This is a genomic window from Alteriqipengyuania triglochinis (genome assembly GCF_054655655.1).
In genome coordinates, this window is record NZ_BAAHNC010000005.1 from 68776 (window position 1) to 91995 (window position 23220).

General features: G+C 66.3%; 22 protein-coding genes. 10 read left to right on the plus strand and 12 right to left on the minus strand.

Annotated elements, in window-relative coordinates:
- Window positions 1-14: 14 nt before the first annotated feature.
- Both ACYQ0L_RS13775 and ACYQ0L_RS13780 read left to right on the plus strand, forming a co-directional pair.
- On the plus strand, window positions 15-905 hold the full coding sequence (locus ACYQ0L_RS13775) for an OmpA family protein (RefSeq protein ID WP_459789900.1): 891 nt from the start codon (window positions 15-17) through the stop codon (window positions 903-905).
- 221 nt (window positions 906-1126) lie between these two features.
- The gene (locus ACYQ0L_RS13780; protein ID WP_459789902.1) at window positions 1127-2470 is read left to right on the plus strand and encodes a DUF1593 domain-containing protein; all 1344 of its coding nucleotides are present in this window, start codon (window positions 1127-1129) and stop codon (window positions 2468-2470) included.
- A 27-nt stretch (window positions 2471-2497) separates the two neighbouring features.
- On the opposite strand, the gene ACYQ0L_RS13785 is transcribed toward ACYQ0L_RS13780, so the two are convergent.
- Window positions 2498-3541 (minus strand): PhoH family protein, encoded by a 1044-nt coding sequence (locus tag ACYQ0L_RS13785; protein ID WP_459789904.1) that lies wholly within the window; start codon window positions 3539-3541, stop codon window positions 2498-2500.
- A gap of 237 nt (window positions 3542-3778) precedes the next feature.
- On the opposite strand from ACYQ0L_RS13785, the gene ACYQ0L_RS13790 reads away from it, so the two are divergent.
- The gene (locus ACYQ0L_RS13790; RefSeq protein ID WP_459789906.1) at window positions 3779-4405 is read left to right on the plus strand and encodes an RcnB family protein; all 627 of its coding nucleotides are present in this window, start codon (window positions 3779-3781) and stop codon (window positions 4403-4405) included.
- Between the two features lie 145 nt (window positions 4406-4550).
- Window positions 4551-5054 (plus strand): hypothetical protein, encoded by a 504-nt coding sequence (locus ACYQ0L_RS13795; RefSeq protein WP_459789907.1) that lies wholly within the window; start codon window positions 4551-4553, stop codon window positions 5052-5054.
- On the opposite strand, the gene miaB is transcribed toward ACYQ0L_RS13795, so the two are convergent.
- The 10 genes from miaB to ACYQ0L_RS13845 all read right to left on the minus strand — a co-directional run bounded on the left by miaB (window position 5055) and on the right by ACYQ0L_RS13845 (window position 12220).
- Window positions 5055-6389: a tRNA (N6-isopentenyl adenosine(37)-C2)-methylthiotransferase MiaB gene (gene miaB / locus ACYQ0L_RS13800; protein ID WP_459789909.1), complete on the minus strand. Its 1335-nt coding sequence runs from the start codon at window positions 6387-6389 to the stop codon at window positions 5055-5057.
- A 35-nt stretch (window positions 6390-6424) separates the two neighbouring features.
- On the minus strand, window positions 6425-7033 hold the full coding sequence (locus ACYQ0L_RS13805; protein ID WP_459789910.1) for a DUF1989 domain-containing protein: 609 nt from the start codon (window positions 7031-7033) through the stop codon (window positions 6425-6427).
- Window positions 7030-7686 carry a guanitoxin biosynthesis heme-dependent pre-guanitoxin N-hydroxylase GntA gene (gntA, locus tag ACYQ0L_RS13810; protein WP_459789911.1) on the minus strand — a complete coding sequence of 219 codons (657 nt, stop codon included), beginning with the start codon at window positions 7684-7686 and terminating at the stop codon, window positions 7030-7032. The genes ACYQ0L_RS13805 and gntA overlap by 4 nt, the downstream gene beginning before the upstream one ends.
- 95 nt (window positions 7687-7781) lie before the next feature.
- Window positions 7782-8720 (minus strand): lysophospholipid acyltransferase family protein, encoded by a 939-nt coding sequence (locus tag ACYQ0L_RS13815; protein ID WP_459789913.1) that lies wholly within the window; start codon window positions 8718-8720, stop codon window positions 7782-7784.
- Window positions 8692-9114, minus strand: coding sequence for a Fur family transcriptional regulator (locus ACYQ0L_RS13820; protein ID WP_459789914.1), 423 nt, complete (start codon window positions 9112-9114; stop codon window positions 8692-8694). The genes ACYQ0L_RS13815 and ACYQ0L_RS13820 overlap by 29 nt, the downstream gene beginning before the upstream one ends.
- A 101-nt stretch (window positions 9115-9215) precedes the next feature.
- Window positions 9216-9659, minus strand: coding sequence for a Ros/MucR family transcriptional regulator (locus ACYQ0L_RS13825; RefSeq protein WP_459789915.1), 444 nt, complete (start codon window positions 9657-9659; stop codon window positions 9216-9218).
- 133 nt (window positions 9660-9792) lie between these two features.
- Complete coding sequence (locus tag ACYQ0L_RS13830) at window positions 9793-10272, minus strand: GNAT family N-acetyltransferase (RefSeq protein ID WP_459789917.1); 480 nt, start codon at window positions 10270-10272, stop codon at window positions 9793-9795.
- The gene (gene tsaB / locus ACYQ0L_RS13835; protein WP_459789918.1) at window positions 10269-10898 is read right to left on the minus strand and encodes a tRNA (adenosine(37)-N6)-threonylcarbamoyltransferase complex dimerization subunit type 1 TsaB; all 630 of its coding nucleotides are present in this window, start codon (window positions 10896-10898) and stop codon (window positions 10269-10271) included. The genes ACYQ0L_RS13830 and tsaB overlap by 4 nt, the downstream gene beginning before the upstream one ends.
- 90 nt (window positions 10899-10988) lie before the next feature.
- Window positions 10989-11597, minus strand: coding sequence for a malonic semialdehyde reductase (locus ACYQ0L_RS13840; RefSeq protein WP_459789919.1), 609 nt, complete (start codon window positions 11595-11597; stop codon window positions 10989-10991).
- Between the two features lie 44 nt (window positions 11598-11641).
- Window positions 11642-12220, minus strand: a complete 579-nt coding sequence (locus ACYQ0L_RS13845; protein ID WP_459789921.1) for a NifU family protein — start codon at window positions 12218-12220, stop codon at window positions 11642-11644.
- A gap of 163 nt (window positions 12221-12383) precedes the next feature.
- Here ACYQ0L_RS13845 and ACYQ0L_RS13850 point away from each other — a divergent pair, with 163 nt between their 5' ends.
- The 6 genes from ACYQ0L_RS13850 (at window position 12384) to ACYQ0L_RS13875 (ending at window position 21594) form a co-directional block, all read left to right on the plus strand.
- Complete coding sequence (locus tag ACYQ0L_RS13850; protein WP_459789922.1) at window positions 12384-15416, plus strand: M16 family metallopeptidase; 3033 nt, start codon at window positions 12384-12386, stop codon at window positions 15414-15416.
- A 118-nt stretch (window positions 15417-15534) separates the two neighbouring features.
- Complete coding sequence (locus ACYQ0L_RS13855) at window positions 15535-16905, plus strand: class II 3-deoxy-7-phosphoheptulonate synthase (RefSeq protein WP_459789923.1); 1371 nt, start codon at window positions 15535-15537, stop codon at window positions 16903-16905.
- A gap of 125 nt (window positions 16906-17030) precedes the next feature.
- Window positions 17031-18299, plus strand: coding sequence for an ergothioneine biosynthesis protein EgtB (egtB, locus tag ACYQ0L_RS13860; RefSeq protein ID WP_459789925.1), 1269 nt, complete (start codon window positions 17031-17033; stop codon window positions 18297-18299).
- On the plus strand, window positions 18299-19285 hold the full coding sequence (gene egtD, locus ACYQ0L_RS13865) for an L-histidine N(alpha)-methyltransferase (protein ID WP_459789926.1): 987 nt from the start codon (window positions 18299-18301) through the stop codon (window positions 19283-19285). Before egtB ends, egtD begins: the two co-directional genes overlap by 1 nt.
- Before the next feature lie 62 nt (window positions 19286-19347).
- Complete coding sequence (locus tag ACYQ0L_RS13870; RefSeq protein WP_459789927.1) at window positions 19348-20037, plus strand: retropepsin-like aspartic protease family protein; 690 nt, start codon at window positions 19348-19350, stop codon at window positions 20035-20037.
- A 132-nt stretch (window positions 20038-20169) separates the two neighbouring features.
- Window positions 20170-21594, plus strand: a complete 1425-nt coding sequence (locus ACYQ0L_RS13875; protein WP_459789929.1) for a sensor histidine kinase — start codon at window positions 20170-20172, stop codon at window positions 21592-21594.
- On the opposite strand, the gene glpD is transcribed toward ACYQ0L_RS13875, so the two are convergent.
- Window positions 21591-23072 carry a glycerol-3-phosphate dehydrogenase gene (gene glpD / locus ACYQ0L_RS13880; RefSeq protein WP_459789930.1) on the minus strand — a complete coding sequence of 494 codons (1482 nt, stop codon included), beginning with the start codon at window positions 23070-23072 and terminating at the stop codon, window positions 21591-21593. The genes ACYQ0L_RS13875 and glpD overlap by 4 nt on opposite strands.
- Between the last annotated feature and the right edge of the window lie 148 nt (window positions 23073-23220).

The following is a 23220-nucleotide window of genomic DNA, read 5'->3' on the forward strand; positions in this document are numbered from 1 at the left end:
TGGAGTCGAAAACGATGAAAAGCACCTTCACCAGCACCAAGGCCGCGTTCGTGTGCGGGATCGCCGCGCTTGCCATGCCGGCAAGCCTCTCGGCGCAGCAGCAATGGGATCAGACGACTGGCGAAAATACGCTGACCGTCACCGGCACCCTGCCGGCCGATATTTCCGAGCTGCCTGAAGGCCCCGAAATCGACGGGTTCATTTCCGCCCGACAGGACGACCGTATCCAGGTGACGGGCGAAGACGGCTCGCAGATGATCGTGCTGGTCAGCGACGGGACCGAGATCAAGGCCCGCGGCGGCTTCCTCGGCCTCGGCCGCACCTCGCTCGACGATGGTCAGCTGTATAACGGCGTGCCGGTGACGGTGCGGACCGTGCAGTGGAACGATCGCCTGATCGCCCAGCGGATCAGCATGAAGGACAGCGATCTGAAGACCGCCGCGATGATCCAGCGCGGGACCGAGCAGGGCTTCGCCGAACAGACCGCCGCGACCGAGGCGCTGCGCGGGCGCGTGGCCGATATCGACAATTACAATGTGAAGGGCACGACCAACGTCTACTTCGACACCGGCGAATATGCGCTGTCGGGTCAGGCGCAGGCGGAGCTTTGCGGTGCCGCCGCGCAGGCCGACCAGATGGACAACGCCCTGCTGCTGGTGGTCGGCTACACCGATTCGACCGGCACCTACGAGATCAACCAGGAACTGAGCGAAAAGCGGGCCGAGCGGGTGGTGAACTACCTGCAGCAGCAGTGCGGCTGGAAGCCCTACCGCATGCTGACGCCCACCGGCATGGCGCAGGCCGATCCGGCAGCGGACAACAGCACCGATTACGGCAAGCAGCAGAACCGCCGTGTTGCGGTCAACATCCTCGTCAGCAAGGCTGTCGACGGGATGGGCGGCTGATCTAGGATGGGGCGGGCCGAGAGGTCCGCCCCTTTCGATTCCCCTGCCGCTTGACCTGACGCCCGCGCTCGACGACCCTCGGCATAACGGGGCAAGGGGAAGAGCACATGAAATCGGGGCTGCTGGCGGCGTTTGCACTGTGTCTGTGCGCTTCTGGCGTGTCTGCGGCCGAGTCTGTGCCCACGCCCCCCATCGCTCCCAATCCGAAAGCGCGTCTTTTCGTGCTGACCGATATCGGGGCTGACCCCGACGATATGCAGTCGCTGATCCGCCTTCTGCTCTACGCCAACGATATCGACATTGAGGGGCTGGTTGCGACGACTTCGACCCACAAGAAGTCCGCACCCTCGACCGCATGGATCCGTGGGGTGATCGCGAAATACGCCAAGGTCCGCGACAATCTGGCCCTGCACGATCCCGCCTATCCCCCGCCTCCCGCGCTCGGCGCTGTGGTGAGCGCGGGCCAGCTCGACTACGGGATGGCGGGCGTAGGCGAGGGCAAAAACAGCGCAGGTTCTCGTGCGCTCATCAACGCGCTCGAACGACCCGATCCGCGCCCGCTCTGGGTCGCGGCGTGGGGTGGGCCGAACACGCTCGCGCAGGCGCTCCATACGATCCGCGCGACCCGTTCTGCCGAGGAGGCGGACCGGCTGATCGCGAAACTTCGCGTCTATGCGATTTCGGACCAAGACGATTCCGGACCGTGGATGCGCGAGCAGTTTCCCGACCTGTTCTACATCGTCAGCCCGGGAGGATACGGCGCGGCGACATGGATCGGGATGAGCGCGGTGGTCGACGGCATCGACAACAGCACGATCTCGAACGGCTGGATCGCGGACAACATCCAGCAGGGCCACGGCCCGTTCGGCGCGAGCTACCCCGATGTGGCCTACGGGATGGAGGGCGACACGCCATCCTTCCTCGGCCTGATCCCCAACGGGCTGAATGCGCCCGAGCACCCGGACTGGGGCGGCTGGTCCGGGCGTTATGTGCTACGCACGCCCGCACGCGAGGAAACCGATCCCGACGGGTTCACGGGCGGCGTGCCCATTCCGGTGGAGACGCGCCCGATCTGGACCAATGCGTCCGACAGCGTGACGCCTTTTCGGAAGAACGACTTCGGCGTCACGATCGTACCGATGGAACGGACATATCGCGGTTACCGCGAGACTATCTGGCGGTGGCGGGACGATTTCCAGAACGATTTCGCCGCGCGGATGGACTGGACCGTGCGGGCCCCTGCCGAGGCCAATCATCCTCCCAACGTGCAGATCGTGACCCCTGCCCGGCTGCGGGTGCGCAGCGGTCAGCATGTCGGCCTGAACGCGCTCGGCACCACCGACCCCGACGGCGACAGCCTGAGCTATCACTGGTTCGAATATCCCGAAGCGGGCAGCTGCCCGGCGCGTGCGGTCCCCTCGGGCGCGGCCAACCTCTACGAACGCGGCTTCACCGTTCCCGAGGTCGACCGCGAATGCGAGCTGCATTTCATCCTGCGCGTTACCGACAAGGGCTCGCCGCCGCTGAGCCGCTACGCAAGGGTGATCGCCGCGGTCAGTCCGTGACGAGAATGGAGAGGGGGAGCGCCGAAGCTACTCCCCCGTGCCCTCATACGCATCCACGATCCGGCCCACGATCGGGTGGCGCACCACGTCGGCGCTGGTGAAGCGGATCGTGCCGAAACCTTCGATGCCCTCCAGCTTGTCCACTGCGTCGGCGAGGCCGCTCATGCGGTCGCCGCCGGGGATGTCCACCTGTCGCGGGTCGCCCGCGATCACCATCCGCGCGTTCTGCCCGAAGCGGGTGAGAAACATCTTCATCTGCTCGCGCGTGGTGTTCTGCGCCTCGTCGAGGATGACGAACGCATCGGCCAGCGTGCGCCCGCGCATGAAGGCGATCGGCGCGATTTCGATCACGCCGCTGGCGATGTGCCGCTCCACCTGTTCGGGCGGCATGCAGTCGTACAGCGCGTCGTAGAGCGGGCGCAGGAAGGGGTCGACCTTCTCCTTCATGTCGCCGGGCAGGAAGCCGATCTTCTCGCCCGCTTCCACCGCCGGGCGGCTGAGGATCAGGCGCTGCACGCTGCCGCTGATGAGCTGGCTGACCGCCTGCGCGACCGCGAGGTAGGTCTTGCCGGTACCCGCAGGGCCCAATGCGAAAATGATGTCGTCGCGGCTGAGCGAGCGCATGTAATGCGCCTGCACCGCGCTGCGCGGAACGATCGTCTTGCGGCGGGTGCGGATCATGATCGGCGGCGCGCCATCCTCGCCCGGCTTGCGACCCTTGATGATCCCGTCGAGCGTTGGCTCGTTGGTCATCGCGATGATCGCCTCGATCGCGCCTTCGTCGAGGTCCTGCCCCAGCGCGAGCTTGTCGTACATCGCCTGGAGAACATCGCGTGCACGCGCGACCGAGTCTTCCGGCCCTTCGATCATAACCTTGTCGCCGCGGGCGGAGATGAACACCGACAGGCGGTTTTCGACCTGCACCAGATTGGCGTCGAACTGCCCGAAGAGCGGCACCAGCAGCGACTGGTTCTCGAACTCCAAATCCACTTTGGCACGACGAATCTCGCGGCCCGGGTGGGGTGGCGGGGAGAGCCGCGGCTCTGCGGCGCGGGTTGGTCTGCGGCCCATGCGCTCCTTTCGTGCGAAGGCGTTTGCGAGTCGTGAATGTAAGGTGCGCTGGGTGGGAGGCAAGCGCAGGCCGTACTCGGCACGGTGGAAAGTCACACAGGTGTCACCCGGCGGCACCGTTGCGGGCCGGGCGCAAAAAAATGTCTGCATGAACACGATATGTGGCCATCTGTTCATATTAAGCGGCGTAAACATGAATGCGTGCTCGGTTGCGGGCATGTTTCAGGAGTGACCGTAATGCGTAATCTAGTGATGTTGGCGGTTGCCGCGGGGCTCGTTCTGCCGACTGCTGCAAATGCCCAGCGTAGCCCCGAGAACCGCCGCGATGCGCGCGTCGAAGCCGATGCGCAGCCCCGCAATGCGAGCCCCGAGTGGCGCGCACGGCTGGCCGCACGCGCGGCTTATGCCGAACAGCAGCAGCGCGAGGCGCGGCAGGATCGGCGTGAGGACAGGCGCGACGACCGACGCGAGGCGCGCGAAGACCGCCGTGATGATCGGCGTGCCGACCGCCGGGACGACCGCCGCGACTGGCGTCAGGATCGCCGGGAAGATCGCCGCGACTACCGCCAGGCCCGCCGCGCGCAGTATCGCGACTGGCGCGCCTATCGCCAGGCGGATCGGCATGCCTTCCGCCGCGGTGCCTATGTCGCCCCGCGCGGCTACTACTATCGTCCGGTGCGTGCAGGCGGACTGCTGCGGGCGAACGTCTTCTGGGGCTCGCGCTACTGGATCGACCCCTACGACTACTACCTGCCGCAGCCGCGCTACGGCTATCAGCGGTGGATCCGCTACGGCAACGACGTGCTGCTGATCGACACCCGCAACGGCCGCGTGCTGACGGTGTACGACAGCTTTTTCTGGTGATTGCCGCCAGTTGAAGCGCGAGCGCCTGATCCCTGTATGGGGTCAGGCGTTTTTGTAAGGGCGCGTGGCAGTTGCGAAAAGCCGTTGAGGGAGTGGGACTTCTCGGTATTTTGCGAGCAGTGCTTCGCCACGGCAGAGGTCTTGTATGTCCCGCACGCTCCCGATCCTTCTCCCGCTGGCTCTGTCTGCCTGCGCCCCGGTTCCCCCCGCCGCAGATGTGCCGCTTCTGGATCGCAGCGCAAAGGTGTGGTTGCAGAAGGAGGAAGGCGCAGACGCGCTGTACCGCAGCGGGCATGTCGATCTCGATGGCGATGGCATCGACGAGATGCTGGTCTACGTCGGCGGCCCCGGACGATGCGGAAGTGGCGGCTGCAGCCTCTACGTGCTGCGCAACACCGCCGACGGCATCGCAGCGATCGCGCGCACTAGCGTGACCCAGCTGCCGATCGGGGTCCTCGATACGCGCCGTCACGGCATGCGCGATATCGTCGTGTCCGTGGGCGGTGGCGGAATGCCCTTCGGCCATCGCGTGCTGTTTTTCGACGGGCGGACCTACCCGGCCAACCCCACGGTGCCGCCCGCTGAGCCGATCAACACGATCGGCACGCCGGTCATTGCGCAAGGCGATCTGAGGCCGATCGGTTCCTGATCAGACTGGCGTCGGCTCGCGCACCTTCCCCGCCAGTGAATTCGGCCCCGCCTCGACCAGTTCCACCTCGACCAGATCGCCGACGCTCGCATCGCGTTCGAAGAACACCGATTGCAGCCACGGCGACTTGCCGAGCCACTGCCCGGGATACTTGCCCTTCTTCTCGACCAGCACTTCGCAGGTCTTTCCCACGCTCGCGATGTTGAACGCGTGCTGGTCGCGGTTGAGGCGGTCCTGCAGGCGGGCGAGCCGGTCTTTCAGCACCTCGGGCGCGACCTGCCCGTCCATGCCTGCCGCGGGCGTGCCGGGGCGGGGCGAATATTTGAAGCTGAAGGCGTGCATGTAGCGGACTTCGTCCACCACCTTGAGCGTATCCTCGAACTCGGCCTCGGTCTCGCCCGGGAAGCCGACGATGAAATCGCCGCTCAGCGCCAGGTCGGGCCGCGCGTCTCGAAAACGCTCGATCAGCCTGAGGTAGCTTTCGACCGTGTGGCTGCGGTTCATCGCCTTCAACACGCGGTCATTGCCCGCCTGCACCGGCAGGTGGAGGTAGGGCATCAGCTTGTCGAGCTCGCCATGCGCGGCGATGATGTCCTCGTCCATGTCCGCCGGGTGGCTCGTGGTGTAGCGGATGCGCGCGAGGCCATCCACTTTCGCCAGCGCGCGGACGAGCCCGGCGAGCCCGATCCGGTGGCCCTTGGCGTCCTCGCCGCTCCATGCCGAAACGTTCTGGCCCAGCAGCATGATCTCGCGCGCGCCGCCCTCGACCAGCCTCTGCGCCTCGCCGACCAGTTCGGCGAACGGCCGACTGATCTCGGCGCCGCGCGTATAGGGCACGACGCAATAGGTGCAGAACTTGTCGCACCCTTCCTGGATCGTGAGGAAGGCCGACGGGGGCGCGGTGCGGCGCTGCGGGAGGCCCGCAAACTTCGCCTCGGCGGCAAGGTCCATCTCGGTCGTGCGCTGGCCCTTCGTGGCGCGCTCCAGCATCGCGGGCAGCTTCTGGTAGGCCTGCGGGCCAACCACCATCGAGACTGCGGGCGCTCGATGCATGATCTCCTTGCCCTCGGCCTGCGCGACACAGCCCGCGACTGCGATCAGCGGGCTGGTGCCGTCTTCGCGCCGCAACCGGCCGATGTCCGAATAGACCTTCTCGGTCGCCTTCTCGCGAATGTGGCAGGTGTTGAGCACCACCAGATCGGCGTCCTCGCCCTCGGCCGCAGGCACGATGCCTTGCTGGCCGAGCAGCTCGCCCATCCGCTCGCCATCATAGACGTTCATCTGGCAGCCGAAGCTCTTGACGCGGTAGGTTTTGGGAGGAGTCGTGGTTTTCATGGGAGGCGCGCATTTACGCGATCGCGCCGCCCGGTTCAATCGCCCGGAGATGCCGCGCTCTCGATCCGGTAGTGGATCGGCTTGAAGCTGCCCCCGTTCGACGCATAGGCCGAGCATGCTGTCAGCCCGATGACGAGGTCCATCTTCGCGCGGAAGCGGATGGCCTCGCCCGGCTGGCTGGCGGGCGGATCGACCGAGAGCTTGCCCGTGCCGCCATCGACCGGCACGTTCATGAAGACATTAAAGGCGGTCGGGATCGCGTCGCGCTCGATCCCGTAAGGTGCCAGCGCCTCGGCCAGGTTGCCAAAGCACCCGCGATGGACCAGCTTGTCCGGGTAGAAGTGCCGGAAGGTATCCTCGCTGCACGGGGTCAGCAGGTAGTCGTGCTGACCCAGAGAATCCTCCTCGATTTCCAGCATCACGTTGGAGCGGTTGGACCACAGCCGGTTGCCCGTGGTGAGCTGGATCGTCTCTTCATAATCGAAGGTGCGCCCGTTCGACATGACCTCGCGCACGTCGTCCTGCGCATAGGCGACCATGTCGGAGACCTGCGTGCCCTGCGGGTCGATCACGGTAAACGCCTGCCCGGCCTTCACCACGAAGGCGGTGCCGCTGCGCGGCGGTATCTCGATCGTTTCGCTCATGTTCGCCCCCTGAATGGGCAGGCCCAGTCGTCTTCGACCGCGCGCCCGCTATATTGTCGTGCCTCGCTGCTCTCGCCGTGGCGCGAAAGCATCGGATTGATGTCGCCGGCAAGCGACACATCGCGGTCGAGGATGCGCTGGCGCATTCGCTCGTACATGCCGCTGTCGCGCAGCCATTCAAACTGTTTGTGCAGATTGAAGACGAGCGATGGCTTGGGGAAGCGACGCGCGGGGCGCGAGGCGTTGGGATGCAGGCCGACCACGAAAAACGCCTGCCCGCCGAAGCTGAGCGAGAAATCGGGCTCGGCCGGATTGCTGCTGACGGTCGGGTCGGGCTTTTGCGAAAGCCACACGTCCTTGTCCGACAGCGATTGGATCCGCTCCCACATCGCGCGTTCGAACTGCACCTCGTCCAGATCGAGCGGCCCGTCGAAAATGACGACCAGACTGCGCAACCGGTCGGCCGGCAAGTCCCGCTTGGCCCAGGCCATCAGCGATTCGTGGATTTTGATGTCGTTCCACGCGCTGGTGAGATCGCGTGCGAGGACGAATTCCATATTCCCCGTCGCCAGCGCCGACTTGGCGCCAACGCAGGGGAAGGAGGGGCCTTTGACCACATTTTCGAATTGTTCGACCCGTTGGTCGAGAACCATACTGGCATCCATAGCGGGCACAATGCGGGGCGGGGTACACCGGGTGCGAAACCAACCTTAGCTAAGATGCGCAGGATTGCAGACAGCGTCCGAGATCAGCCTGTCGGTGTGTCGTCGGCCTCTGAGGACGGCGCAGGGTGCTCCAGCGGCGCAAACTTCGCCTTGCTGTAGCGGATGGGCGCGACATCGTGGTCGAAGGGGCGCAGTTCGTGGCCCATCGTTTCGCGCAGGCACTCTTCGATCCGGGCGCGCGATTCGGCGGCGATCGCCTTGCGGCCGCGGAACTCGATCGGGCTGAAGGGTTCGAGGAAGAACAGCTTGACGGTGAAGGTGCCCTTGCGCGCCATCACCCGCTTGAAGTTGTTGAGGCCGTCTTCCTCGCCGATCCAGCCGATCCATTCGGCCATCGCGCCGTAATCGAGCACCACCGGCTGCACCAGCACGCCCGGCGGCGGCGGCTCCAGCACGCTCAGCATCGAGGATTTGAACGGCAGCAGCGAATGCCCGTCGGTCGTGGTGCCTTCGGGGAAGACGGTGACGGACCAGTTGTCCATCAGCGCCTCGCGTAGCGCGTTGATCTGCTCGGCCACGCGCAGCCGGTCTTCGCGCTGGACGAAGACCGTGCGGTTGAGCGAGCACAGCCAGCCCACGAGCGGCGCCTTGGCCAGTTCCGCCTTGGCGACGAAGGCGGTGCCGCTGGCGCCTGCGAGCGCGAGGATATCGACCCAGCTGACATGGTTGGCGATGAAGAAGACATCGCGCCGCAGGGGCGTGCCGTGGCGCTCGATCCGCGCACCGACGATCCATGTCGCGATCGCGAGATACCACTTCGGCCATGGCGACCCATAGGTGAAGATGCGCGTGACGTAGAGCGGCACGACAAACAGCAGCATCACCACCACCAGCGCGATGGTGCGGGTCCACAGGCGGACCCAGCCCATGAGGGAAATCGGCGTCTTCTCGCCGCGCGCGGCGGCCTGCCGCGTCTCCCAGTCGGTGCGGCTGTCAGTTGTCGCGTTCGAGGCGGACGCCATAGAGTTCCATCCGGTGATCGACGAGGCGGTAGCCGAGCTTTTCGGCGATCTGCTTCTGCAGCGCTTCGAGTTCGGGATCGACGAATTCGACGACCTTGCCGCTCTCGACGTCGATCAGGTGGTCGTGATGCGCTTCGGGCGCGGGCTCGTAGCGCGAGCGACCGTCGCCGAAATCGTGCCGGTCGAGCACGCCTGCCTCTTCGAACAGGCGGACCGTGCGATAGACGGTCGCGATGGAGATCTTGGGATCGATCTTCGAGGCGCGCTCGTGCAGCTGCTCGACATCGGGGTGGTCTTCGCTGTCGGACAGGACGCGCGCGATGACCTTGCGCTGTTCGGTGATGCGCAGGCCCTTGTCGGCACACAGCTGTTCGAGATCGATTTTATGGGGCACGCGGGATTCCTCAGGCTTTCGCTCGGGGCATAGGACGGGTGCGCGGCCCGCTCAAGCCTCGCCGGTCGACCTGTGGGCAGGCGACCGGCGAGTGCGGAGTTTTATTCGGCGGTTTTCTTGCGACGACCGCGCTTCTGGCCCGGTGCGCGACCAAGGCCGATCTTCTTCGCCAGTTCGCGGCGCTTTTCGGCATAGTTGGGCGCAACCATGGGATAATCGCTCGGCAGGTTCCAGCGCTCGCGATATTCCTCGGGGCTCATGTCGTAATTGGTGCGCAGATAGCGCTTGAGCATCTTCAGCTTCTTGCCGTCTTCAAGGCAGACGAGATAGTCGGGCTTCACCGATGCGCGGACCGAGACTGCGGGTTCGGGCCGGGGCTCTTCCTCGGCGGTCTCGCCGGACAGGCCCGAGAGTGCCGAATAGACGGTGTTGATGAGCACGGGGACGTCGTCCAGCGAGGCCGAGTTATTGGCGACATAGGCTTCGACGATGTTGGACGTGAACGCGATAAGCGTCTGCGTCATTTCGAGATCTTGGTCTTCCATCAATTTCCTCTAGGGTCTTCAGATGCCGGGCCACGGGGGATTTGGGCTGCATACGCATAAGCCCCTGTATCATTGACTTCGCAAATGCAATGCTTGCGTAGATATTTTCTACTCGGGAGTAGCTACTGCAGTTTTAACGCTGGCCGAGATCCAGCCCGAACGTAATCGCATCCATCCGCGCCCCGTCGCTAAGACTATAATAGGCCTTCCGACGCCCGATCGGGGCGAAGCCATGCGTTTCGTATAGTGACCGGGCGGGATTGTTCTCCCGCATTTCGAGAAACAGCCGCTCTGCCCCGCGCTGTTCGGCATGTGTTGCGAGGAACGCGATCAGCTTCCCGCCCAGCCCCTTGCGACGGCATGCGGGGTCGACCGCGATCAGCAGGATTTCCTCTTCACCCGGCGCGGCGCGCACGATCGCGAAGGCGACGGCGTCTGCGGGATCTTGCGCCAGGGTGCCATCGTCGGCCAGCAAGGTGGGATGGGTGTTGGCCATCATCAGCGCCGAGCCGACCTGGTTGCGGTTCCATGCCTCGCCCCATTGCGGCTCGAATGCGGCCTGCATGATCCGCATGATGGCATCGAGTTCGGCGTCGCCCGGCGAGTGGTTCATGTCGCACCCCCGGGCCTTGCGGCGGGCGCTGCGGCTGGCTTCGCATCGGGCCCGCGGCCGTAGATCGGCGTGGTTTCGGGGGTGAGGGCATGCGACGGCAGGGCGGGAAAGGCGCGCGCATCGCTGTGGAGCTGATGCGCGATGCCGTCCTGCGCCAAGGCGACGAAGTCTTGCGCCACCGTGCCCGCGACCACAGCAAGGCGATGCCGCGCTACGGCCTCTTCGGGCCGCAGCGATTCGGGATCGCCCACGGGCATGCCGTCCGGCCGGAAGCCCTGCACGAACCATTCGCCGTGCCCGCCCGCCATCGCGACCGTGAGCGGCTTTTCGCCGACGCGCGCCCGGGTCATCCCCGCGACCAGCGCCATGGTGGAATAGCCGGCAAGGTCTGCCTGCCACGCAAAGGCGAGGCTGCGCGCTACCGCCAAGCCGATCCGCACACCGGTGAAGCTGCCTGGGCCACGTGCGACCGCGATGCGCGATGCCCGCCCGCGCCCGGGCAGGTCCGCGATCATCGGCACGAGGCGTTCGGCATGGCCGCGCCCGAGCACCTCGAAGGTGCCCGCGAGCATTTCGTCCCCGTCGAACAGCGCCACCGAGCAGGCCGGTGTGGCACAGTCGATCACCAGTGTGCGTGCAACGCCGATCGTCTCAACCCCTTCACCGCGCGCGCGGTCGAATGACCGCCGCGCCGTCCGACCCTAGCCCAGAATGCGTCAGGCGATGCGGTTGAATTTTTCGAAATCGGGGCGCGGGCTGCGATCGAAGATCGTCTCCTTGTCGCCATAGCCGATCGAGCAGATCCAGTCGGCGCGATACTGCGGCTGGTCGGCGAAGAATTCTTCGGTCACCGCTTCCAGGTCGACGCCCGACATCGGCCCGCAATCGAGGCCGAGCGCGCGTGCGGCCAGCATCAGGTAAGCGCCCTGCAGCGCGGAGTTGCGCTTGGCCTGCGTGATCCGGCCCTCGACATCGCCTTCGAACCAGCTCTTCGCATCGGTATGCGGGAACAGCCACGGCAGTTCTTCATGGAAATCGATGTCGTAACCGATGACGACGCAGACCGGCGCGGTCTTGATCTTTTCCTTGTTCCCCTCGCTCGCGTGCTTGGCGAGGCGGTCCTTCGCGTCCTGCGACGTGCACCACACGAAGCGCGCGGACTGCTGATTGGCGGAGGTCGGCCCCATCTTCAGCAGATCGTAGATCTTGCGCAGCTGATCCTCGGACACGTCCTTGTCGAGCCAGCCATTATAGCTGCGCGCTTCGAGGAACAGCTGTTCGAGCGCTTCGTGCGACAATTCGTGGCCGTGGAACTGCTTGGTCATGGGGTCTTCTTTTCTTTCGGGGTCCGTGAAGGGGGAGGGGGCGATCAGGCCGCCCGCACCTCAACGACTTCGGGAACGTAATGTTTCAGCAGGCCCTCGATCCCGTGCTTGAGCGTGGCGGTGGCCGACGGGCAGCCGTCGCACGCACCCTGCAACTGCAGGTGGACCACCCCGTCGCGGTAGCCGCGATAGGCGATGTCGCCGCCGTCGCCCGCGACCGCAGGGCGAATGCGCGTTTCCAGCAGTTCCTTGATCTGGTCGACGATGTCGGCGTCCGCCGGGTCTTCCTCGATGCTCAGCGTTTCCTCGGCAGGGACCGCGATGCCCGCCGCGCTGCCGCCGTGGAACAGCGGCGCCTCGGACACGAAATGGTCGAGCAGGACCGCGACGACCTGCGGCTTGAGATCGGTCCACTGTGCGCCTTCGCCCTTGGTCACGGAGACGAAGTCGGACCCGAAGAACACGCCCGTGACCTCGCCGGTGTCGAACAGCGCCTGCGCCAGCGGGCTCGCCTCCGCATCCTCGGGGCTGGCGAAGTCGCGCGTGCCCTGCGGCATCACCTGCCGCTGGGGCAGGAACTTGAGGGTGGCGGGATTGGGCGTGGTTTCGGTTTCTATATACATCGCCACCGAATGTAGGTGCGCGGCGGGAACGCGACAAGCGATGGCTCGTCTTTGTCGGATGATGGATCGGGATGTGCGCCCGCACTCTTGCCCCTTTTCCCGTCTCCTTCTGCCGCCGATGTTCACCCGACCTTCACTTCCTGGCCCCCTATAGGCTGACCTCATGCATGCATTTCCGTTCGCGTTCCGCCGCCTTGCGCTGATTCTCCCTCTCCTTGCAGCGGCCTGTGCGACCCCGGGGCCCTCTCTCGAGGCGACGATCGAGCCTGCCACCTCGAGCGCACCGGCCCCGCAATCGTCCGATCTGGCGCCCCGGCAGCCTGCCGAACCGGCACGCACCCAGGGCAATGCGCTCTCGCCCCCGACGCCGCAGAGCGGCGCGCTTCCAGAACCCGCCTCGCTGCAGCCGGCCGACGAGACGCCGTGGCTCTACGAAGGCAGCAATATCCCGGTCGACCGGGAATGGCGTTTCGGCGTGCTCGACAACGGCCTGCGCTACGCGACCCGCGACAACGGCGTCCCGCCCGACCAGGTCTCGATCCGGATCCGCATCGACGCCGGTTCGCTGTTCGAGAGCGAGGAGGAGCGCGGCTTTGCCCACCTGCTCGAACACCTGCTGTTCCGCCAGTCGCGCTATCTCGGCGTGGGCGAGACGATCCCGACCTGGCAACGCCTCGGCGCGACGTTCGGTAATGATACCAACGCGCTGACCAGCCCGACGCAGACGGTGTACCAGCTCGACTTGCCCGAAGCCGATCCCGCGAAGCTGGACGAGGCTTTCCGCCTGCTCTCGGGCATGATCCAGGCACCGGTTCTCAGCCAGACGAACATCGATGCCGAGGTGCCGATCGTGCTGGCCGAAAAGCGTGAGCGCGGCGGCGCCGCCGAACGGGTGAGCCGCGAAAGCCGCGAAGTCTTCTTCAAGGGGCAGCGGCTCGCCAGCCGCCCTCCGATCGGCGCGGAAGAAACGCTGCTGGCGGCGAGCGCCGACGCGGTCGAGGCCTTCCACGAGCGGTGGTATCGCCCGCAGGAAACCGTGATCGCGGTCGCCGGCGACGCCGATCCGCGCGTGTTCGCCCACCTGATCGAGAAGTATTTCGGCGACTGGCAGGTTGCAGGCGACGTGTCCGCAGAGCCCGATTTCGGCGATCCGCAGGCCCCCGCCGGTGTCGATCCGGCCAACCCGGTCGGCGAGACCGGCGTGCTGGTCGAGCCCGACCTGCCGCGTTCGCTGACCTTTTCGATCCTGCGCGACTGGCGGCCGGTGCAGGACACCATCGAATATAACGAGGGCCTGCTGATGGATGCGCTCGCCCAGTCGCTGATCAACCGGCGGCTCGAATCGCGGGCGCGTGGCGGCGGCGACTATCTCTATGCGCAGGTCCAGCAGGAAGACGTCAGCCGCAGCACCGATGCGACCTTCGTCAGCTTCGCTCCGCTGACCGAAGACTGGCAGGCGGCGCTGGCCGATGTGCGCGCGGTGATCGCCGATGCGACCACCAATCCGCCGACCGAGGAAGAGCTCGCGCGCGAGATCGCCGAGTTCGACGTGGCCTTCGTCGCGGGGGTCGAGGAAGCCGAGGTCGAACCCGGCGCCGATCTGGCGGACACGCTGGTCAACGCGGTCGACATTCGCGAGACGGTCGCCTCGGCCGAGACCGTGCTCGAGGTGTTTCGCGGAATGCGCGAGAAGATCACGCCCGAGCGCGTTCTCGAACGCACGCAGGCGCTGTTCGCCGGAGAGGTGATTCGCGGAGTCTACGTCACCCCCGAAGAAGGCGAGGCGAGTGCCGCTGCGCTGCGCGCTGCGCTGGCCGCGCCGGTCGAGGCCGACGGCTCCGCCCGGATCGCCGCGAGCACGGTCGATTTCGACCAGCTGCCCAAGATCGGCGCGCCCGGCGAAGTCGTCTCGGCGGGCCCGCTGGGTGTGCTCGACATCGAGCGGGTGGAACTGGCCAACGGGGTCACAGCGCTGCTGTGGTCGAACGATGCCGAACCGGGCCGGGTGGCGGTCAACGTGCACTTCGGTGCGGGCATTCGCGCCTTCGATGCCGATGATGCACCCTACATCACGCTGGGCGAGACCGCGCTGATCAGTTCGGGACTGGCCGGGCTCGACCAGGAAGATCTCGACCGTCTGGCGACCGGGCGCAAGCTGGGCTTCAACTTCGCGGTCGGGCAGGGCGCCTTCACCTTCTCCGCCAACACGCGGCAGGCGGATCTTGCCGACCAGCTCTACCTCTTCGCCGCCAAGCTGGCGCTGCCCGAGTGGAACGCCGCACCCGTGGAGCGCGCGAAGGCGGGCACGCGGCTGGCCTACGATACCTATTCCACCAGCCCGGCGGGCCTGCTCAATCGCGATCTCGAAAGCCTGATCCGCGATGGCGACCCGCGCTTCGCCACGCCCAGCCCCGCGATGATCGAGGGGACGAGCGTGGAAGGCTTCCGCGAGGTGTGGGAACCGCTGCTGAAGCAGGGCGAGATCGAGGTGATGATCTTCGGCGATTTCGACCGTGCCGGCGCGATCGAAGCGCTCAAGCAGAGCTTCGGGGCGCTGCCCCCGCGCGCTCCGCTGGACCCGGCAGGCTTCGCGCCGCGACCCGCCGAGCCCGAGGCGGGAGGGCGCGAGGTGCTCTACCACCGCGGCGACGCCAACCAGGCGGCGGCAGTGGTCGCCTGGCCGGTGGGCAGCGGGCTTGCGCAGGTCAGCGACAGCCGCCAGCTCGAAATCCTCGGCCAGATCGTGATGAACCGCCTGTTCGACGAGATGCGCGAGCGTGCCGGGGCCAGCTATGCGCCGCAGGTGCGCGTCGACTGGCCGATGGACGATGTCGGCGGCGGGACGATCATCGCGCTCGCCCAGCTACGGCCCGACGATGTGCAGCCCTTCTACGCCGCATCGCACGAGATCGTGCGCGATCTTGCCGCCAATGGCCCGACTGCCGACGAACTGGCGCGGGTGACCGAGCCGCTGCGGCAGACGATCCTGCGCGCGACCACCGGCAACGGCTTCTGGATGTGGCAGCTGCGCGGCGCGAGCCGCGATCCGCAGCGCCTGCGGGCGATCGGTTCGCTGCTCGACGACTATTCGCAGACCACGCCCGAACGCATGCAGGCGCTGGCGGCGAAATATCTCGCCAGCCGCGAGCCGCTGGAAATCGCGATCGTGCCCGAGGGGACCGATCTGCCCGAGTGACGGGGTTTCGCGAAGGCAGATCGACAGCCACTAAAGAACAAATGGGGTTGCGTGCGCGCATCGCAGTTGCCAGTCGTTTTGCCTAAGCGAACGGATCGAACAAAAAGAGCATAGTGCCATGGCTTCCGACTGGAGCCCCAACAGCTGGACGAATTTCGAGGCGAAGCACCTGCCCGCCTACGAGGATGCCGAGGCGCTGGCCAAGGCCGAGGCGGAGCTGGGCAGCTGCCCGCCGCTGGTCTTCGCCGGCGAATCCGATGCGCTGAAGGGAGAGCTTGCGCGGGTCCAGGCGGGCGAGGCCTTCCTGTTGCAGGGTGGCGACTGTGCGGAAAGCTTCGCCGAATTCGCGCCGGATACGATCCGCGATACCTTCCGCGTGATCCTGCAGATGGCGGTCGTCCTCACCTATGCCGGATCGCTGCCGGTGGTGAAGGTGGGCCGCATGGCGGGCCAGTTCGCCAAGCCGCGCTCCAGCGACACCGAAACCCAGGGTGAAGTCACTCTGCCGAGCTATTTCGGCGACAACGTCAACGGGATCGACTTCACGCCCGAGGCACGCCGTAACGATCCGCAGCGCATGGTGCGCGCCTATTATCAGGCGTCCTCCACGCTCAACCTGCTGCGCGCGTATGCGGGCGGCGGCTATGCCAACCTGCGGCAGGTGCACGACTGGACGCTGGACTTCATGGGCCGTTCGCAATGGTCGGAGAAATTCTCCGCCATGGCCGACCGGATCACCGAAGCGATGGACTTCATGGCCGCTTGCGGGATCGATCCGTCCGAACTGCCGCAATTGCAGGGCACCAATTTCTACACCAGCCACGAAGCGCTGCTGCTGCCTTACGAACAGGCGCTGACCCGGCGCGATCCGGGCAGCGGGCAATGGTACGATACCAGCGCGCACATGGTCTGGATCGGCGACCGCACGCGCTTCGAAGGCAGCGCGCATGTCGAATACATGCGCGGCATCCGCAATCCGATCGGCGTGAAATGCGGGCCCAGCCTCGATCCGGACGTGCTGCTGAAGCTGCTCGACACGCTCAACCCGGAACGCGAGGCCGGGCGCATCGTGCTCATTACCCGCTACGGGCACGACAAGGTGGAAGCGCACCTGCCGGGGCTGATCCGGGCCGTACGGCGCGAAGGGCACCCCGTGGTGTGGAGCAGCGATCCGATGCACGGCAACGTCGTGAAGTCGGAAAGCGGCTACAAGACGCGGCCCTTCGACCGGATCAAGGCCGAGCTGGCGGATGTCTTCGCCGTCCACCGCGCCGAAGGCAGCTATCCGGGTGGCGTGCATCTGGAAATGACCGGGCAGAACGTCACCGAATGCGTCGGCGGGGCCGTGGCGATCACCGATGCGGAGCTTTCCAGCCGGTATCACACGCATTGCGATCCGCGGCTCAATGCGGCGCAGGCGCTGGAACTGGCGTTCTCGATCGCCGAGATGCTGCAGCCGCAGGTGGACCGCTCGGCCGCCGCAGCCTGAGCCTGCCCGGGGCCGCTACCTGCTGCTTTGGACTATACAAAGGGTAATTCCGGAAACCGGGTTTCCTCTCCGGCATTCCTCTCTCTAGGGTGGGTCAGGATTGCTCGCCAGGTGGGAGAGAATCCGTGGCTTCGACAAGACTCAAAACGCAGGCAGAGGTAAGCCCGCTCGCGGAGCGTTTTGCCGCCACCCGCGCGCTGACCGAAGCGCTGTGCGAACGGCTGAGCGAGAGCGATGCGACCATCCAGTCGATGGAAGATGCATCGCCCGCCAAGTGGCATCTCGCGCATACGACGTGGTTCTGGGAAACCTTCCTGCTGCGCGATCACCTCGACGGCTTTCGGTTGCACGACGAGCGCTGGCCGTTCCTGTTCAATTCCTATTACGAGGCCGAGGGCGAACGCATCGGGCGCTTTTCGCGCGGGATGCTTTCGCGTCCCAGCGTCGAGGAAGTGCTCGGCTGGCGTGCGCATGTGACGCAGGCGATGGGCGATCTGCTGGGCGATCCCGAACTCGCCCCGCTGATCGAGCTGGGCGTCGCGCACGAACAGCAGCATCAGGAATTGCTGCTGACCGATATCAAACACGCGCTGTTCCAGAACCCGCTCGGCCCTGCGATGTTCGATGCCGACTTGCCGAAGGCCGAGGCGCGGACACGCGGCTGGACCGAGCATCCCGGCGGGATCGGGGCGGTAGGGCATAAGGGCGACGGGTTCGCCTTCGATTGCGAAGGTCCGCGCCACCGGGTGCTGCTGGAACCCTTCGCGCTTTCCGACACGCTGATCACCAATGCCGAATGGGATGCCTTCATCGCCGATGGCGGATACGAGACCGCAGGCCTGTGGCTTTCGGACGGGTGGGCGTGGGTAAACGACAATGCCGTTTCGGCGCCGCTCTACTGGCGCGACGACGCGCACTTTACCCTCGCCGGATGGCAGAAGCGCGATCCGCATGCGCCTGTTACGCATATCTCCTATTACGAGGCCGATGCCTTCGCGACCTGGGCCGCCGCCCAATGGGACAAGGCGCGCCTGCCGACCGAATTCGAGTGGGAAGCGGTCGCGCGCGGCCAGCATGCCGAAGAGGCGCCCGCGCACGATCCGGCCGAGGGCAACCAGCTCGACACCGCAGGCCCGGCGCACCCGGTGGGCTCCCCCGGGCTGTTCGGCGACTGCTGGCAGTTCACCCGCAGTGCGTACCTGCCGTACCCGCGCTTCCAGCCTGCGCCCGGCGCGGTCGGCGAATATAACGGCAAGTTCATGAGCGGGCAGTTCGTCCTCAAGGGCGCGAGCTGCGCGACGGCGCGGGGCCACTCGCGCGCATCCTACCGCAACTTCTTCTACCCGCACCAGCGCTGGCAGTTCACCGGCCTGCGGCTCGCAAGGGATATCTGATGCCAGACAATAGCGGCCTCAAGCTGGTCGATCTCGATGAAACGGGGGTCGACCGGGCCTTCCGCGCCGACGTGCTGTCCGGCATGCGGGAGGAGCAGAAGGCGATCCCTGCGCGCTGGCTGTACGACGATGCGGGATCGCAGCTGTACGAAGACATTACGCAGGTGCCGGAATATTACCCGGCCCGCGCGGAGACCGAGATCCTGAAGACCCGCGGGGCCGAATTTGCCCAAGCGATCGGCAAAGGGCGCGCGGTGGTTGAGTTCGGCAGCGGCTCTTCGGTGAAGACCCCCGCGCTGCTCTCCGCCATCGATCCGGCGGCCTACGTCCCGCTCGACATTGCCGGCGATTTCCTGCGCGCCGCCGCGGCCGAGCTTTCGGCCAAGTTCCCCGGCCTGCCGGTTCATCCGGTGGAGGCCGACTTCATGCGCCGGGTGGAGCTGCCGCCAGAGGTTGCCGACATGCCCAAGCTCGGCTTCTTTCCGGGCGGTACGCTGGGCAACATGGTCGCGCGCACCGCGACCGACCTGCTGCGCACCATGCGCGAAACGCTGGGCGAGGGTTCCATGCTGCTGGTCGGCATGGACCTGATCAAGGACGTCTCCGTGCTCGAAGCGGCCTACGACGATGCGGGGCGCGTGACGGCCGAGTTCAACCTCAACCTCGCGCGGCGGGTCAACCGCGAGCTCGATGGCACGATCCCGGTCGACAAGCTGGAACATTCGGCCCGCTGGAACGACCTCTTCGCGCGGGTGGAGATGCACCTGGTCGCGACCGAGGATATCGCGTTCACGATCGCGGGAGAGGAATTCGCGATGCAGGCAGGCGAAACGATCCACACCGAAAACAGCCACAAGTTCGACCGCCGCAGCGCGGACAAGCAATTGCTGGCGGGCGAATGGACGCCGATCGCGCGCTGGCTCGACAGCGAGGGGCGCTTCAGCGTGGTCCTCGCCGAAGCGAGCGTGCCGCGGCGCGCGCCCTGACCGGGTTTTTTTTGGGCAACCCATTCATGGAATAGAGCACTGCGACGCTCTATATCGAGCAAATGGACATAAAGCCTGTGTTCGACCAGCTGGCCGCGACCATCGGCAGCATCCCGCAGAGCGGGCTGCTGGTCGTGGCGGTCGGCGCGCTCCTGATCGGATGGGTCGGCGGTGCGCTTGCCCGCCGCAATATCCTGATCGGGCGCATCATGAGCACGGGGGCCACGCTGGCGTTGTGCGGCGTCTTGGTGCTGATCGTGCTCCAGCTGGCACGGATGGATCCGCGCTTCGATGTCGCGATGTCCGATGTCGGCCTGCCCGAACAGAGTGTGGTCGGCGGCGAGACACGCGTCGCGCTCGCGCCGGACGGGCACTACTGGCTCAAAGCCGAGGTCAACGGGGTGCCCGCGCGCTTCCTCGTCGATACCGGTGCCACGCTGACCGCGATTTCCGCCGACACAGCGCGCTCCGCCGGACTGGAACCGCGCCGCGATCGCCTGCCGGTGATGATGACCACCGCCAACGGCACGATCTCGGTCGCCACCACAACGGTGGACGAACTGCGCTTCGGCAATGTCGCGGCCCTCGGGCTCGATGCGGTGATCGCGCCCAATATCGGCGAAACCAACGTGATCGGGATGAACCTGCTCAGCCGCCTCGCCCAATGGCGGGTGGAGGGGGGTACGCTGATCCTCGTGCCCAACAATCCGCAGGCCCAGGAAGTGGGCACCACCGAGTCGCCCGCAGGCTAGGCCCGCTCGCCGGGACGCGGGCGTCACGCAGCAGCTTCCGCCGCCTTTCGGCCTGTGATAATTGCACCGCCGTTTGGTCCGGCTGCGGGTGGTGGCGCGAAGGACGTTGCTTCAGGATCAGCACGCCCGACAATGCCGCACGCCATATTCGAACTCGACCAGCTCGCCTCCGCCCCCGTGCTCGACCAGTTGGCCGAGGGGGTCATCGTCGCCGATGAGACGGGCGCGATCCGCTACGTCAACAACGCCGCGCGCGAGATGCATGGCGTTGCCGACCTGTATGTCGAGCCGGAGGACTATTCGCACCGCTACCACCTGTTCACCGTCGATGGCGATCCGCACCCGTTCGAGCAGCTGCCGTTGGTGCGCGCAGTGCGCGGCGAAGAGGTGTTCGACGCGCCATGGATCATCCGCCGGCCCGACGGCACCGAGATATGGGCGGTCGGTAGCGCGAGGCCGCTGCGCGACGAGAAGGGGGAGCGGATCGGCGCCGTCCTGACCATTCGCGACATGACCGACACCATGCTCGCCCGCCACGAACTGCGCGAGAGCGAGGAGACCGTGCGTGCCTTCTTCGAAACGGCGGGCGTCTACACCGCGGTGATCGATGTCGAGGAAGACGACTTCCGCCTAGTGATGGGCAATCAGCGGATGGCGACCGCCTTCGGGGTCGATACGCTGTGCGGGCAATCGGGCCGCGCGGTTCTGGGCAGGCAATATGCCGACTGGATCATGGAATCGCTGCGCAAGGCACAGCAGACCGCAGAGCCAACTATCGTCGAATATCCGTGGGAATCGGACGGGGTGCACCGCTGGTTCGTCGCGACGATCACGCCGATGCGCAATTCGGATACGCGGGTGTTTCTCGCCTCGCTCGACATCACCTCGCGCAAGGAGATCGAGCGCGACCTTGAGACCGCGCTGCAGACCAAGGATGCGCTGCTGCACGAGGTCAACCACCGCGTGAAGAACAGCCTCCAGATCATCACCTCGCTGCTCAAGCTGCAGGAGCGGATGGGCGACGAGGTACTTGCAGGCCACCTGCGCGAGGCGCGCAGCCGGGTCGAAACCGTCGCCCGCGTGCACGAGCGGCTCTACGATACCAGCGCGCACGACCGGGTCGAGATTGTCGGGTATCTGGAAGACCTGCTGGTCAACGTCGTGCAGGCCATCGGCCATGCCGAGGGGGATGTGCGCTATGCTTTCGAGCATGAGGGCGAGCGGGTGGAACTGGGCGTCGAATATTCGGTGCCGCTGGCGCTGATCGTAGTCGAGATGGCGATCAATTCGGCCAAATATGCCTTCCCTGCGGGCGAGGCGGGCACGGTCACGCTGAGCACCCGGATCGAGGGCGAGCATCTGGTGCTGACCATTGCGGATGACGGGGTCGGCTTCGAGGGTGCCTCTCGCACGGCGGAAGGGACCGGGCTGGGCATGCGGATCGTCCAGGCCCTGTCCGCGCAGCTCCACGCCGACGGCGGCTATGTCCCGTGCGACAGCGGGACGGCGTTCCGCCTCGTCATGCCTCTGCCCAAGGGCTCCGAAGCGACCGCCTAGCGTTCGAGATAGCGCTCCAGCGCGGCGACCTCGTCCGCATCGAGGCGCAGGCCAAGCTTGGTCCGACGCCACAGAATATCCTGCGCATTGCGCGCCCATTCCCTTGCCACGAGGTGGTCGACCTCGCGCTGGGTCAGGCCGTGGCCGAAATGCGTGCCGCACCCCTCCAGGTTCTCGGGCTCGCCCAGGATCGCGAACGTATCCGTCCCGTAGGAATGGGCGAGTCGGCGGTGCGTGCGGGACCCTAGGAAGGGATAGCGCGCGGCGATCCGGGCGATCAGCGCGTGGGCCTCGCCCGCCGGGAAATCGCCTCCGGGCAGCGGTTTGGTGGCGGTCCATGCATCGGGACGTGCGAAGCTCAGCCGCGTGGCGAGCTTGCCGACCGCGTCTTCGGCAAGGTGGCGATAGACGGTCAGCTTGCCACCGAAGACGTTGAGCAGCGGCGCGCCCTCCGCCTCGTCCGACAGTTCGAGCTGGTAGCCGCGCGTCGCTGCCTCGGGCTTGCCCGACCCGTCGTCGACCAGCGGGCGGACCCCGGCAAAGCTCCAGACTACGTCTGAAGGGGTGATGGTCTGGCGGAAGAAGCGGCTCGCGCCCTCGCACAGGTAGGCGATCTCCTCCGCGCTCGCCTCGACATGGGCGAGGTCGCCCTCGTGATCGGCGTCGGTCGTGCCGATCAGGGTGAAGTCCTCCTCGTAGGGGATCGCGAAGAAGATCCGCCCGTCGGGCAGCTGGAAGAAATAGGCGAAGTCGTGGTCGAACAGCTTGCGCGTCACGATGTGCGATCCGCGCACCAGCCGCATGCGCCGGTCCTCTTCGATCCCGCTCCCCTCGAGCACGCGCACGGCGGCAGGACCGGCGGCATTGACGAGCGCGCGGGCGAGGAAGGTCTCTCCGTCTGCCTCGATCCGCCACAGGTCGCCCTCGCGCGCGAAGGCGGTGACGCGGCAGCGGGTCCGGATGTCGGCGCCATGATCGGCGGCATCGCGCGCGTTGAGCGCGACCAGCCTGGCATCGTCCGCCCAGGCATCCGAATAGACGAAGCCGTGGGTGAATTCTGCCTTCAGCGGCGCGCCCGCAGGATGATCGCGCAGCCGGATGCTCTTCGCGGTGCGCAGTTTCTTTCGCCCGCCGATATGATCGTAGAGAAACAGGCCCACGCGCAGCAGCCAGCGCGGGCGCAGGCCCTGCACATGGGGCAGCACGAAGCGCATCGGCCAGATGATGTGCGGCGCGATCGCCCATAGCCGCTCGCGCTCGCCCAGCGCCTCGCGCACGAGGCCGAATTCGTAGTGCTCGAGATAGCGCAGCCCGCCGTGGATCAGCTTGGATGAGGCAGACGAGGTTCCGCTGGCGAGGTCGCGCGCCTCCAGAAGCAGAACGTTCGCCCCGCGCCCCGCCGCATCGCGTGCGATCCCGCAGCCGTTGATGCCGCCGCCGATCACGGCGATGTCGTATGGGGCGGGAGGGGTTGGCATGTCTGTTCGCTCGCTGGCCGGTGTCGGGGCCGAAATCTGGGTGTCGGTACCCTTCCAGATAGGACAACGCAGCCATCGCATGAAGGGGGCCTTGGGACTACCGCGAACGCACCCTTGCCAATCCGCCGCCATTGATCGACCAATGGGC

Coding starts and splice junctions, on each gene's coding strand:
- ACYQ0L_RS13775 (WP_459789900.1), top strand. CDS start 15: ATGAAAAGCACCTTCACCAGCACCAAGGCCGCGTTCGTGTGCGGGATC.
- ACYQ0L_RS13785 (WP_459789904.1), bottom strand. CDS start 3,541: ATGGGCCGCAGACCAACCCGCGCCGCAGAGCCGCGGCTCTCCCCGCCA.
- ACYQ0L_RS13790 (WP_459789906.1), top strand. CDS start 3,779: ATGCGTAATCTAGTGATGTTGGCGGTTGCCGCGGGGCTCGTTCTGCCG.
- ACYQ0L_RS13795 (WP_459789907.1), top strand. CDS start 4,551: ATGTCCCGCACGCTCCCGATCCTTCTCCCGCTGGCTCTGTCTGCCTGC.
- miaB (WP_459789909.1), bottom strand. CDS start 6,389: ATGAAAACCACGACTCCTCCCAAAACCTACCGCGTCAAGAGCTTCGGC.
- ACYQ0L_RS13805 (WP_459789910.1), bottom strand. CDS start 7,033: ATGAGCGAAACGATCGAGATACCGCCGCGCAGCGGCACCGCCTTCGTG.
- gntA (WP_459789911.1), bottom strand. CDS start 7,686: ATGGTTCTCGACCAACGGGTCGAACAATTCGAAAATGTGGTCAAAGGC.
- ACYQ0L_RS13815 (WP_459789913.1), bottom strand. CDS start 8,720: ATGGCGTCCGCCTCGAACGCGACAACTGACAGCCGCACCGACTGGGAG.
- ACYQ0L_RS13825 (WP_459789915.1), bottom strand. CDS start 9,659: ATGGAAGACCAAGATCTCGAAATGACGCAGACGCTTATCGCGTTCACG.
- ACYQ0L_RS13830 (WP_459789917.1), bottom strand. CDS start 10,272: ATGAACCACTCGCCGGGCGACGCCGAACTCGATGCCATCATGCGGATC.
- ACYQ0L_RS13840 (WP_459789919.1), bottom strand. CDS start 11,597: ATGACCAAGCAGTTCCACGGCCACGAATTGTCGCACGAAGCGCTCGAA.
- ACYQ0L_RS13845 (WP_459789921.1), bottom strand. CDS start 12,220: ATGTATATAGAAACCGAAACCACGCCCAATCCCGCCACCCTCAAGTTC.
- ACYQ0L_RS13850 (WP_459789922.1), top strand. CDS start 12,384: ATGCATGCATTTCCGTTCGCGTTCCGCCGCCTTGCGCTGATTCTCCCT.
- ACYQ0L_RS13855 (WP_459789923.1), top strand. CDS start 15,535: ATGGCTTCCGACTGGAGCCCCAACAGCTGGACGAATTTCGAGGCGAAG.
- egtD (WP_459789926.1), top strand. CDS start 18,299: ATGCCAGACAATAGCGGCCTCAAGCTGGTCGATCTCGATGAAACGGGG.
- ACYQ0L_RS13870 (WP_459789927.1), top strand. CDS start 19,348: ATGGACATAAAGCCTGTGTTCGACCAGCTGGCCGCGACCATCGGCAGC.
- ACYQ0L_RS13875 (WP_459789929.1), top strand. CDS start 20,170: ATGCCGCACGCCATATTCGAACTCGACCAGCTCGCCTCCGCCCCCGTG.
- glpD (WP_459789930.1), bottom strand. CDS start 23,072: ATGCCAACCCCTCCCGCCCCATACGACATCGCCGTGATCGGCGGCGGC.